The organism is Modestobacter sp. VKM Ac-2978, from assembly GCF_026968025.1.
GTDB lineage: Bacteria > Actinomycetota > Actinomycetes > Mycobacteriales > Geodermatophilaceae > Modestobacter.
In genome coordinates this window covers 19,814-31,120 of the sequence record NZ_JAPVBP010000010.1, presented here as the reverse complement: position 1 = coordinate 31,120, position 11,307 = coordinate 19,814, and the positions used below count along the sequence as shown (strand labels likewise).

At 74.2% G+C, this 11,307-nt stretch carries 11 protein-coding genes; 6 read left to right on the top strand and 5 right to left on the bottom strand.

Annotated elements, in window-relative coordinates:
• Nucleotides 1-35 precede the first annotated feature (35 nt).
• Complete coding sequence (locus O2W53_RS20995; RefSeq protein WP_269165006.1) at nt 36-779, top strand: SDR family oxidoreductase; 744 nt, start codon at nt 36-38, stop codon at nt 777-779.
• Nucleotides 780-791: 12 nt separating this feature from the next.
• Here O2W53_RS20995 and O2W53_RS20990 read toward each other — a convergent pair whose 3' ends face one another.
• Both O2W53_RS20990 and O2W53_RS20985 read right to left on the bottom strand, forming a co-directional pair.
• A complete protein-coding gene (locus tag O2W53_RS20990) occupies nt 792-2,153 on the bottom strand; it encodes an amidase family protein (RefSeq protein ID WP_269165005.1) in 1,362 nt (453 codons plus the stop codon).
• Between the two features lie 67 nt (nt 2,154-2,220).
• Entirely contained in the window at nt 2,221-2,820 is a 600-nt protein-coding gene (locus O2W53_RS20985) for a hypothetical protein (RefSeq protein WP_269165004.1), read from the bottom strand.
• A 174-nt stretch (nt 2,821-2,994) separates the two neighbouring features.
• On the opposite strand from O2W53_RS20985, the gene O2W53_RS20980 reads away from it, so the two are divergent.
• The gene (locus O2W53_RS20980; RefSeq protein WP_269165003.1) at nt 2,995-4,272 is read left to right on the top strand and encodes a HupE/UreJ family protein; all 1,278 of its coding nucleotides are present in this window, start codon (nt 2,995-2,997) and stop codon (nt 4,270-4,272) included.
• 15 nt (nt 4,273-4,287) lie between these two features.
• Here the strand turns inward: O2W53_RS20980 and O2W53_RS20975 are convergent, their stop codons facing one another.
• The 3 genes from O2W53_RS20975 to O2W53_RS20965 are packed head-to-tail and all read right to left on the bottom strand — an operon-like array spanning nt 4,288 to nt 7,555.
• On the bottom strand, nt 4,288-5,130 hold the full coding sequence (locus tag O2W53_RS20975; RefSeq protein WP_269165002.1) for an SDR family NAD(P)-dependent oxidoreductase: 843 nt from the start codon (nt 5,128-5,130) through the stop codon (nt 4,288-4,290).
• Nucleotides 5,127-6,065, bottom strand: coding sequence for an alpha/beta fold hydrolase (locus O2W53_RS20970; protein ID WP_269165001.1), 939 nt, complete (start codon nt 6,063-6,065; stop codon nt 5,127-5,129). The genes O2W53_RS20975 and O2W53_RS20970 overlap by 4 nt, the downstream gene beginning before the upstream one ends.
• Nucleotides 6,062-7,555: a flavin-containing monooxygenase gene (locus O2W53_RS20965; RefSeq protein WP_269165000.1), complete on the bottom strand. Its 1,494-nt coding sequence runs from the start codon at nt 7,553-7,555 to the stop codon at nt 6,062-6,064. Before O2W53_RS20965 ends, O2W53_RS20970 begins: the two co-directional genes overlap by 4 nt.
• A gap of 111 nt (nt 7,556-7,666) precedes the next feature.
• On the opposite strand from O2W53_RS20965, the gene O2W53_RS20960 reads away from it, so the two are divergent.
• From O2W53_RS20960 to O2W53_RS20945, 4 genes are read left to right on the top strand one after another with little or no spacing between them, the layout of a single operon-like run.
• Nucleotides 7,667-8,899 carry a PucR family transcriptional regulator gene (locus tag O2W53_RS20960; RefSeq protein WP_269164999.1) on the top strand — a complete coding sequence of 411 codons (1,233 nt, stop codon included), beginning with the start codon at nt 7,667-7,669 and terminating at the stop codon, nt 8,897-8,899.
• A gap of 53 nt (nt 8,900-8,952) precedes the next feature.
• Nucleotides 8,953-9,735, top strand: coding sequence for an ABC transporter ATP-binding protein (locus O2W53_RS20955; RefSeq protein WP_269164998.1), 783 nt, complete (start codon nt 8,953-8,955; stop codon nt 9,733-9,735).
• On the top strand, nt 9,732-10,493 hold the full coding sequence (locus O2W53_RS20950; RefSeq protein WP_269164997.1) for an ABC transporter permease: 762 nt from the start codon (nt 9,732-9,734) through the stop codon (nt 10,491-10,493). The genes O2W53_RS20955 and O2W53_RS20950 overlap by 4 nt, the downstream gene beginning before the upstream one ends.
• A 30-nt stretch (nt 10,494-10,523) precedes the next feature.
• Complete coding sequence (locus O2W53_RS20945) at nt 10,524-11,297, top strand: MerR family transcriptional regulator (RefSeq protein ID WP_269164996.1); 774 nt, start codon at nt 10,524-10,526, stop codon at nt 11,295-11,297.
• Nucleotides 11,298-11,307: the final 10 nt, after the last annotated feature.

Here is an 11,307-nt window from a genome sequence, read left to right as displayed (position 1 = left end):
CGGTGAAGCCACACCCCAGACGCAGGAGGAACACCATGACCACCACCACCCCGGTCGCCGCGCGGGTCGTGCTCGTCACCGGCGCCAGCAGCGGCATCGGCGCGGCGACCACCCGGCGGCTCGCTGCCGAGGGACACCTCGTCGTCGCAGCCGCGCGCCGCACCGAGCGGCTCACCCAGCTGTCCACCGAGTGCGCCGCGACCGGCGGCCGGGTCGAGCCGCTGGAGCTCGACGTCACCGACCGGGCGGCGACGGCCGCAGCGGTCGCGGGCATCGTCGACCGGCACGGCCGGCTGGACGTCCTGGTCGCCAACGCCGGGCTGATGCCGCTGTCCCGGCTTGACGCGCTGCTCGTCGACGAGTGGGACCGGATGATCGACGTCAACGTCCGCGGCCTGCTGTACGGCATCGCTGCGGTCCTCCCGCACTTCCAGCGGCAGGGCAGTGGCCACCTGGTCACCCTCGCCTCGATCGGCGCGCACGCGGTGTCGCCGACGGCCGCGGTCTACTGCGGCACGAAGTACGCGGCCTGGGCGATCACCGAGGGGCTGCGCCAGGAGGCCGACCCGAGCATCCGGGTCACCACGATCACCCCGGGCGTGACCGAGTCCGAGCTCGCCGGCACCATCTCCGACCCCGGGGCCCAGGAGCTGATGCGCAGCTACCGGGCGAACGCCATCCCGGCCGACGCCGTGGCCGGCGCGATCTCCTACGCGCTCGCCCAGCCCGCGGAGGTCGACGTCAACGAGATCGTCCTCCGCCCGGCGGCGCAGCGGTGAGCACGCGGCTGCTCAGCTGACCGTGGCCCGGCCACGGTCCAGGGCGGCCTCGACCAGCCGGGCGCTGGCCAGCAGGGCGGCGTCCTCGCCGGGCAGGGCCTCCAGCGAGATCCCGATCGGGAGGCCGGCGCGCGTCGTCCCGGCCGGCAGGGAGATGGCGGGCATGCCCGCGGTCGAGCCGGGCCCGGTGTTCCGGATGGTGGTCAGGAAGACCGGCACCTGATGCCCGTTGAGCTCGGTCGTGTCGTCGTCCCCCAGTTGGGGAGGGGGCAGGGGCACGGTGGGGTAGACGAGCGCGTCCAGCCGCTGGACGCCGGCGGGCTGGAGGGCCGCGGCGTAGGCGGCGCGCAGCCGGTCGCGGGTGGCCATCGCCTCCCGGTAGACCTCCTCGGTGACGACCCCGCTCAACACGGCCTCGAGCGCACCCCGGACGTCCGGCGACGCCACCTGCGCCAGCACGTCGGCCAGCGTGAGCCCGCTCTCCGGGCCGGGCAGCGTCGCCAGGTAGGCCGGCAGGTCCTGCGCGATCTCGAAGAAGACGATCGGGAAGCCGCACTCCGCGTCCAGCGTGTGCCCGCCGACGACCTGGACCTCGACCAGCTCGACGCCGGCGGCGGCCAGGCGGTCGAGCGCCTCCTCGGTGCAGCGGGCGACCTCCGGGTGGAGGTCGTCGTAGAAGCCCTCCCGGGGGACGCCCAGCCGCAGCGGGCGGCCGGACGCCGCCGCGGCGGGCTCGCCGGTCACGACCTCGTCGACGAGCGCCGCGTCGGCGACCGAGGTGGCGAGCACGCCCGCGGTGTCCCGGGTGCGGGAGATCGGGACGGTCCGGCCGGTGCCCCAGCGACCGGTCGTGGGACGCCACCCCACGACCTCGCAGTGCGCCGCCGGCACCCGCAGCGACCCGCCGGTGTCGGTGCCCAGGGCGATGGGCACGACCCCGGTCGCCACCGCGACGGCGGACCCGCCCGAGGAGCCCCCGGCCGAGCGGGTCGGGTCGTGCGGGTTGCGCACCGGCCCGAAGGCCGCGTTGTTGCTGGTGATGCCGAGGGCGAGCTCGTGCAGGTTCGTCTTGCCGATCACGGCCGCGCCGGCCTCGCGCAGTCGTGCCACGGCGTGGTGGTCCCGCCCCGGCCGGGAGTCCCGGAGGGCCGGCGTCCCGCCGGTGGTGGGCAGGTCGCGGGTGTCCAGGTTGTCCTTGACCGCGAGCGGGACACCGGCCAGCAGCCCCTCGCCCGGCTGCGGGTGCTCGGCGAGGGAGAGGAAGACGCCGAGCTCCGCGACCTCCCGGGCCCGCTGCCCGCTGGCCGCGACCACCGCCTCGGCCGAGGACGCGATGACCTGCTGACGCACCTGGTCCAGCGACGAGGACTCCACGTACGGGATCGTGGCACGTCCCGCCGCTGTCAGCCCCTGCACGCCGGTCGGGTGCGGGGTCCCGGGATCAGGCGTCCAGGCCGGAGTACGTCGGCGTCGCCTCCTCGCCGTCCCAGGTGACCCGGAACTCGAAGGCCGCCTCGAGGTCGGCGAGGTACTGGTCGGCCTCTTCCTGGGTGATCGTGCCGTCGGCCAGCAGCGTGTCGATCGCCACGCCGTACTTCGCGACCATGCCGTCGATGAGCTCCTGCGGGTTGACGCCGAGGTCCTCGGCGACCTCGGCCAGGCCCTGCCCGGCGTCCATCCGGACGTGCAGTTCCTCGTGGGAGATGCCGAGCACCTCGTCGAGGACGTCCTCCACCGGCTGGTGACCGCGGTGCAGGTCGAGGCCGGGGTCGCCGTAGGCGTCCTGGACGAGCTCGACGAGCTGCTCCTCCGTGGTCACCGAGGAGACGTCGACGGACCCGCCGGGGCCACCCTGACCGCCGCCTGGCATCCCGCCGCCGAAGCCGGTCGTCTCGGACGTCGAGTCGGTGGAGGTGGTCGACTCCGTGGAGGTGGTCGACGTGCTGGCGGCGGCCGAGTCGTCGGCGGTCCCGCAGGCGGCCAGCGGGAGGGCGAGGGAGACGGAGAGGGCCAGGGCGGCGACGGTCGTGCGGATCTTCACGGTGGAGTCCTGTCGGTCGGGTCGTCGGAGGACGACCGGGGGATGTGCCGACCACGCTGACCCCCGGGGCTCTGTGCGCCACGTGCGCTGCCTGTGCGCTTCCTGAGCACTGCCTGGACGGATGCACACGACGTCCTCAGCCACCGCACAGCCGGCCCGGCCACGGTGGACACCATGACGACGCGTCCCACCCGTGCCCTGGCCGTCACCGCCCTGACCGGGGTGCTGACCGGTGGTCTGGCCCTGCTCACCGCGGGCACCGCCCAGGCGCACAGCCTCACCAGCAGCACCCTGGCCGTGCGGGTCGGCGAGGAGTCCGTCGAGGCGACCGTCTCCGTCGCCGCCGACACCCTCGACACGGTGCTCGGCGGCCCGGCGACCGATGCGGAGGTGGCCGGCTACCTCGCCGAGCACCTGACCGTCACCGGCAGCGACGGCAGCACCTGGCCCGAGACCTGGTCCTCGGTGGTGCGCGAGACGGTGGAGGGCATCGACTCCTACCGCGTCGACGTCGTGCTGGACCCCGGCGGCGCCGACCCGTCCGCGTTCACCCTCGGCTACGACGGCGTCATCGCCGCCGACGCCTCGCACGAGGCGGTGGTCGTGCTGACCGACGCCGCCGGGGAGATCTCGACGGCCGGCGTGCTCACCGCCACCGACGACAGCCTCACCATCGGCGACACCGGGGCCCTGGGCACCGGACTGACCGACATGGTCGGGTACGGGCTGCACCACGTGCTGGAGGGCGCCGACCACCTGCTGTTCCTGCTCACCCTGCTGCTGGTCGCACCGGTGGCCGCCGTCGCCGGCCGGTGGCGCCGGCGGGACGGGATGCGGCCCACCGCACGCTCGGTGCTGGCCGTGGTCACCGCCTTCACCGTCGGGCACTCGCTGACCCTGCTGGCCTCGGCGCTGGGCTGGGTGACCGCGCCCAGCGCGCCGGTCGAGGTGCTGATCGCGGTGTCGGTGGGGGTCGCCGCCGTGCACGCGTTGCGCCCGCTGGCCCGCCGCGGCGAGGTGCTGGTGGCCGGGGGGTTCGGCCTGGTGCACGGGCTGGCGTTCGCCGGCATCCTCACCGACCTGGGGCTGGGCGGGGTGACCTCGGTGCCCGCGCTGCTGGCGTTTAACGTCGGTGTGGAGCTGGCCCAGCTGCTCACCGTCGCGCTGGTCTTCCCCTCGCTGTACCTGCTCTCCCGCACCCGTTGGTACCCCGCCGTCCGTACCACCGGCGCGCTCATCGCGCTGGTGGCCGCCACGACCTGGGCGCTGGACCGGCTGGGCTGGCTGGCCGACCCGCTGGCCGGGGTGGAGGAGACGCTGATCGCGAACCCGTGGTGGGTCGTCGCCGCCCTGGCCCTCCTGGCCCTGGTCGCTCGCACGACCGAACCGTCGGTGCAGGAGGACGACGCCACCCGGACGACCGACCGTCCCGCCCTCGCCCGGCTCGGGTGAGGGACCGAGGCCCGATCAGGCCCGGAGCGCGCGCCGCTGGACCAGGGCCGCCAGCCGCGGGTAGCTGGCGGGGAGCAGCCGCACCAGCAGGTCGACGACCTTCGCGTCGGTGCCGACCAGCACCCGCGCCCGGCCCGCTTCGACGCCGTCGACGATGATCCGGGCCGCCTGCTCGGCGGGCATCCGGAGCAGCTTCTCGTCGTACATCCGCGCCCGCGCCTCGTCCTCCGGCGTGACCAGACCGTGCTGCCGGGAGTGCTCCAGCGCCGCCTTCGAGATGTCGGTGCGCACGCCACCGGGGTGGACGACGGTCACCTGCACCGGGTGCCCGGCCAGCAGCATCTCGCTGCGCAGCGCCTCGGTGAACCCGCGGACGGCGAACTTGCTCGCGCTGTAGGCGTTGATCGACGCCTGGCCCATGATCCCGTTCAGGCTGGACACGTTCACCACGTGCCCGTCGCCGGAGGCCACCAGGTGGGGGAGGAACGCCTTGGTGCCGTGCAGGACGCCGAAGAGGTTGATGCCCAGGATGCGGTCGTAGTCGGCCCACTCGCTCTCCAGCACCGTGCTGCCGCCTGCGACCCCGGCGTTGTTGTAGACCTGGTGCACGACGCCGAAGTGGTCGGCCACCGTGGCCGCGTGCGCCAGCACCGCGCCGCGGTCGGCGACGTCCAGGACGGCGCTGTGCACCTCCGCACCCAGCGCCCGCGCGCGGGCTGCGGTCTCGGCCGCCCGGGCCTCGTCGATGTCGGACACCGCCACCCGGGCACCCCGCCGGGCCAGTTCGAGGGCCAGCTGCCGGCCGATGCCGGAACCGGCGCCGGTGACGACGGCGACCTTGCCCTGCACGCTGCTCATCGGGGGTCTCCAGTCGGGGACAGCGGCGCCAGCGGGGCGCCGGTGCTGCGGGCGAGGTCGGTGGTGAGGTCGACGAGCTGGTCGACGACGCCGGGGGCCAGGTGGTGCCCCAGGTCGGGGAGCTCGACGAATCGGGAGCCGGGGACGGCGGCCGCGGTGGCCCGGCCGCCGCTCGGGTGCACCATCCGGTCGGCCGACCCGTGCACGACGAGGGTGGGGGCGGTGATCCGCCGCAGCTCCGCCGTCCGGTCGCCGGAGGCCTGGATCGCGCTGATCTGCCGCGGCACACCGGCCCGGGCGCGCACGCCGCCGCCCCGCTCCCACAGCCCCAGTGCCCACGCCCGCTCGAGGTCGTCGTCGGGCAGGGCGGTCGGGGAGCCGATGTGCCGCAGCAGGGACAGGTGACGCTCCACCGACTCCTCGACCGTGCGCGCCGGCGCCTGGGCCAGCCGCGCCAGGGTGGAGCGGGCCGGCTGCCCGAGCCGCCGGTTCCCGGTGGTGGAGAAGATCGACGTCAGGCTGGCGACCCGGTCCGGGTGTCGCGCGGCGAGCGTCTGGGCGATCATGCCGCCCATCGACATGCCGACCAGGTGGGCGCGGTCGACGTCCAGGTGCTCCAGCAGCCCGTGGGTGTCCGCCGCCATGTCCGCGAGGTCGTAGGCGTCCGGCCGTGGCCGGGCCAGCAGCTGGCGCAGCCGCCCCGGAGATCGGGTGCCGCTCGAGCTGGACCGCCCGATGTCGCGGTTGTCGAGGCGGACGACGCGGAAGCCGGAGCCGGTGAACCCGTCGACCATCCGCTGCGGCCACGAGGTGAGGTCCAGGCCGAGGCCGGCGATCAGCAGCAGCGGGACGCCGTCGTCCGGGCCGTCGGTGCGGTAGCAGAGCCGCGGCCCGGCGGGCAGGTCGACGAACCGGTCCAGGTCCGCGGCGCTCACGCGGCCACCTGCTCGGCCGCGCCGCTGCGGGTGAAGACGAGCTCCGGGTCGACGACGCTGTCGGCCCGGAGCAGCTTGACGTCCGACCGGTAGTCCATCGAGGTCAGCCAGGGCGTCCGGTCGCCCTGCCGCGGCAGCTGGTGCACCGCCCGCTGGACGTAGCCGGCGGCAAAGTCGAGGAACGGTCGGGTGGGCATGTCCGGGTCGCGGGGCTCGGGGCGGACGCTGTCGTACCCGTGCGCGTCCAGGTGGCTGAGCAGCCGGGTGAAGTGCTCGCAGAGCAGCCCGATCTTCAGCGTCCAGGAGCTGTTGGTGTAGCCGATCGCGAAGGCGAGGTTCGGCACGCCGGAGAGCATCATCCCCTTGTAGGCGACGGTCTCGGGCAGCCGCACCTCGTTCCCGTCGACGGTGAACTGCACGCCGCCGAACGCCTGGAGGTTCAGCCCGGTGGCGGTGACGATCACGTCGGCCTGCAGCTCCCGGCCCGACGCCAGCAGCACCCCGGTCTCGGTGAAGGTGACGATCCGGTCGGTGACGACCTCGGCGCGGTCCTCGCGGATCGCGCGGAACAGGTCGCCGTCCGGGACGGCGCACAGCCGCTGGTCCCACGGGCCGTACGGCGGGTTGAAGTGCTCGTCGACCGGATAGCCCTCGGGGAGCTGCTTGGCGTTGACCCAGCGGATGAGCTTCCGGGCCCGCTCCGGGTGCCGCTGGCAGAACTGCCAGACCAGCCGGCCCTTGGCGATGTTCTTGCGGCGGATCAGCGGGTGGGCACGCTCCTCGCCGAGCACCCGGCGCAGCCGGTTGGCCAGCTTGTCCTCGGCCGGGACCGGCATGACGTAGCTGGGCGTGCGCTGCAGCATGGTGACGGACGCCGCCGTCTCGGCCAGCGCCGGGACGAGGGTGACCGCGGTGGCCCCGCTGCCGATGACGACGACGCGCTTGCCTGCGGTGTCCAGGTCCTCGGGCCAGTGCTGCGGGTGCACGAGTTGGCCGGTGAACCGCTCGCGTCCCTCGAAGTGCGGGGTGAAGCCCTCGTCGTAGCGGTAGTAGCCGCCGGCGACGAACAGCCAGCCACAGGTGAGCGTGGTCCGCTCGCCGGTGTCGGTGCGCTCCACCTCGACGGTCCACCGCGCCTGCTCCGAGGACCACGACGCGGCGACCACCCGGGAGTGGAAGCGCACGTGGCCGTCGATGCCGTGCTCGGCCGCGGTGCCGCGCAGGTAGTCGAGGATCCGCTCGGCGCCGGCGATGGACTGCGGGTCCCGCCACGGCGCGAACTCGTAGCCGAAGGTGTGCAGGTCGGAGTCCGAACGGATGCCCGGGTACCGGAACAGGTCCCAGGTGCCGCCGGTCGCGTCGCGCGCCTCCAGCAGCGCGAAGCTGCGCTGCGGGTGGTCGCGCTGCAGGTAGTACGCGGCGCCGATGCCGGAGAGGCCGGCACCCACGATCAGGACGTCGAGATGCTCGACGGGAGTCGGGGTGCTCATGCTCTCTCCAGCTCAGCAGGGGACGGCGCCGTCTCGACCTTCTGTGACGGGAGGGCGTTCTGCCAGCACGATCAGCACCACGGTCACGGGGGAGTGGTGCACGATGAACCGGTGACCCCGGAGTGGCCCACCCCGTCGCCGGCCGTCCGGGAGCTCTTCCGACGCGGCGCGGAGCTCGCCCTCGATCCCCGGGCCGAGTGGGTCGCCGAGATGCACACCGCGGCGTTGAGCGGGTCCGGCATGCGCCCGGTCGCCGAGGACCCGGTGCTCGCCGAGGGGGCCCGGCGGGCCAACCGCGCCAACCTGCTGCGCTGGGCCGCGGCCAACGTGCAGCGCCCCGGGGAGCGGGTGTCGGTCGACCTGGGGCCCGAGGTGCTGGAGGGGGCGCGGGACCTGGTCCGGCGCGGGCTGGACCACCGGGGTCTGGACGCCTACCGCACCGCGCAGGCGGTCGCCTGGCGCCGGTGGATGGACATCTGCTTCCAGCTCACCTCCGACACCGCCGAGCTGCGCGAGCTGCTGGACGTGTCGGCGCGGTCCATCAGCGCGTTCATCGACGACACCGTGGCCGCGGTGTCCGCCCGGATGGCCGCCGAGCGCGCCGAGCTGACCCGCGGTGCGCACGCCGAGCGCCGGGCCACGGTCTCGCTGCTGCTGGAGGGGGCGCCGCTCGCCCGGGCCCGGGCCGAGGTGCAGCTGGGCTACGGCCTGACCGGGCCGCACACCGCCGTCATCGTCTGGAGCGGGTCCGGCAGTGCCGGTTCGGTCCAGCTGGAGGCGGCGGCCGAGGCGGCGATGCGGGCCAGTGGTGCCGCGGGGCGGCTGACCGTGGTGGCCGGAGCGGCCGCGCTGTGGGTGTGGCTGCCCGTCGGCCGGGCGCCCGAGGCGGACTCGGTGGCCGCCGGGCTGGCCGACGCCCCCGACGTCCGGGTGGCCGTGGGGCGGCCGGGGGTCGACGTCGAGGGGTTCCGGCGCAGCCACCTGGACGCGGTGACCACCCAGCAGATGCTCGACCGGCTGACCTCGCCGCAACAGGTCGCCCGCTACGAGGACGTGCAGCTGGTCGCGCTGCTCACCAGCGACCCCGCCCGGGTGGAGGAGTTCCTGACCGACACCCTCGGCGGCCTCCTCGGTGCCGATGCGGTCACCCGCGAGACGGTGCTGGTCTACCTCCGCGAGCTCGGCAACGCCTCGCGGACGGCGGCGCGGCTGTACACCCACCGGAACACCGTGCTCCGCCGACTGGCCCGGGCCGAGGACCTGCTGCCGCGGCCCCTGGCGGAGAACGCCGTCGCCGTCGCCGCGGCGCTGGAGGTGCTGCGCTGGCGCGGTGCCCGGCCGTGACGTGCGAGACCGGGCTTGACCTTGACGCAGGGTCAGGGCTGGACGCTCCCGCCATGACCACCACACCAGCCATCGAGCTCACCGGGCTCACCAAGTCCTACGGCGACCACGCGGTGCTCTCCGGCGTCGACCTGAGCGTCGCCCCCGGCACCGTCCTCGCCCTGCTGGGCGCCAACGGCTCCGGCAAGACCACCACGGTGAAGATCCTGTCCACGCTGCTCCGGGCCGACGGCGGCACGGCGACCGTCCACGGGCACGACGTCGCGACCGCGCCCGGCGAGGTCCGCGCGTCGATCAGCCTGACCGGGCAGTTCGCCGCCGTCGACGAGGTGCTCACCGGGCGGGAGAACCTGGTGCTCGTCGCGGAGCTGCGCCACCTCGACGACGCCGGCGGCATCGCCGACGAGCTGCTCGCCCGCTTCGAGCTGACCGACGCGGCCGGACGCCGGGTGGCGACCTGGTCGGGCGGGATGCGCCGCCGCCTCGACATCGCGATGAGCCTGATCGGCGACCCACCCGTGCTCTTCCTGGACGAACCGACGACGGGGCTGGACCCGCAGTCGCGGATCGAGGTCTGGACGACGGTCCGCGAGCTCGTCGCTCGAGGCAGGACGGTGCTGCTCACCACCCAGTACCTGGACGAGGCCGAGCACCTCGCCGACCGGATCGCGGTCCTGCACCAGGGGCGGATCATCGCCGAGGGCACCCTCGCCGAGCTCCAGCAGCTGCTGCCGCCGGCCGAGGTCGAGTACGTGCAGAAGCAGCCGACCCTGGAGGACGTCTTCCTGGCGATCGTCGGCCAGGACGGCGTCAGCGGGAAGGGGGCCGACCGATGACCGCCGCCGTCCTCCGGGACACCGCGACCCTGTCGAAGCGGTCGCTGCGCCACGTCCTGCGCAGCCCGGACACGATCATCACCACGGCCGTCACGCCGATCGCCATGCTGCTGCTGTTCGTCTACGTCTTCGGCTCCGCCATCGACGTCGGCGAGGGCCGGTACGTCGACTACCTGCTGCCCGGGATCCTGCTCATCACCGTCGCCTCCGGGATCGCCTACACCGCCTTCCGGCTCTTCACCGACGTCTCCGGCGGGCTCTTCGAGCGGTTCCGGTCGATGCCGATCGCCCGGTCGGCGGTGCTCTGGGCGCACGTGCTCACCTCGGTCGTCGCCAACCTGCTCGCGCTCGCGCTCGTCGTCCTGGTCGCCGTGGCGATGGGGTTCCGGACCGGTGCGGGCGTGCTCGCCTGGCTCGCCGTCCTCGGGATCCTGGTGCTGTTCACCCTGGCGCTGACCTGGCTGGCCGTGGTCCCCGGGCTGACCGCGAGGTCGGTCGACGGCGTCAGCGGGTTCTCCTACCCCCTGGTCTTCCTGCCGTTCATCAGCTCGGCGTTCGTCCCGACCGACGGCATGCCGGGTGCGGTGCGCTGGTTCGCCGAGAACCAGCCCGTCACCCCGATCGTGGGCACCATCCGCAGTCTGTTCGCGGAGCAGCCGGTCGGGGACGACGGTTGGCTGGCAGTCGCCTGGTGCGTCGGCCTGCTGCTCGTCGCGTACGCGCTGGCGATGATCACCTACCGCCGGAAGACCGGCTGACCGGGACGACGGAGGAGGGACCCCGACGCCATGCTGACCATCAGCCAGCTCGCGTCCTACGCGGGCGTGACGGTCCGCGCCGTGCGGCACTACCACGCCAAGGGGCTGCTGCCCGAGCCCGAGCGGGACCACTCCGGCTACCGGCGCTACGACGCCGCGGCCGTCGTGGAGCTGATCAGGATCCGCATCCTGGCCGAGGCCGGCGTGCCGCTGTCCCGGGTGCGCGAGCTGCTGGCCGCAGGGGACGAGGGATTCGCCGAGGCCATCGCGGACATCGACCGCCGGCTGCGAGCCGAGATCCGTGACCGCCAGCGTCATCGGGAGCGGATCTCCCAGCTCGCCGCCGGCGACAGCCTGGCGCTGCCGCCCGAGGCGGTCGCCTACCTCGACCGGATGCACGAGTTCGGGTTCCCGGAGCGGTTGATCGAGATCGAGCGGGACAGCTGGATCCTGCTCGCCGCGCAGCTGCCGGACCAGGTCTCGGCGTTCATGGCGATCAAGCACGCGCAGATCGAGGACGAACCGCTGCGCCGGCTCTACCTCGACATCGGTGACCTCGCCGACTGCGCGGCGGACGACCCGCGGCTGCCGGCGCTCGCGGACCGGGTGGTCGCCTTCCTCGAGGCGGCGGCAGCCCAGTCTGCGGGGATGGCGGAGGACGAGCCGATCAGCGCCGACCTGATCGCGCTCCTCGACGCGGCGTTCGTCGAGGCCTTCCCGTGCGCACCGCGCCTGTTCCAGCTCCTCGAGGCGCGGGGCTTCACCGGCTGGACCGGCATCAGGCGCATCGACCCGGCGGGCTGAGGTCCCGGCC

Excerpts from the sequence above, each read along its gene's own strand:
- O2W53_RS20995 (WP_269165006.1), top strand. The coding sequence starts at position 36 with ATGACCACCACCACCCCGGTCGCCGCGCGGGTCGTGCTCGTCACCGGC.
- O2W53_RS20980 (WP_269165003.1), top strand. The coding sequence starts at position 2,995 with ATGACGACGCGTCCCACCCGTGCCCTGGCCGTCACCGCCCTGACCGGG.
- O2W53_RS20975 (WP_269165002.1), bottom strand. The coding sequence starts at position 5,130 with ATGAGCAGCGTGCAGGGCAAGGTCGCCGTCGTCACCGGCGCCGGTTCC.
- O2W53_RS20965 (WP_269165000.1), bottom strand. The coding sequence starts at position 7,555 with ATGAGCACCCCGACTCCCGTCGAGCATCTCGACGTCCTGATCGTGGGT.
- O2W53_RS20955 (WP_269164998.1), top strand. The coding sequence starts at position 8,953 with ATGACCACCACACCAGCCATCGAGCTCACCGGGCTCACCAAGTCCTAC.
- O2W53_RS20950 (WP_269164997.1), top strand. The coding sequence starts at position 9,732 with ATGACCGCCGCCGTCCTCCGGGACACCGCGACCCTGTCGAAGCGGTCG.
- O2W53_RS20945 (WP_269164996.1), top strand. The coding sequence starts at position 10,524 with ATGCTGACCATCAGCCAGCTCGCGTCCTACGCGGGCGTGACGGTCCGC.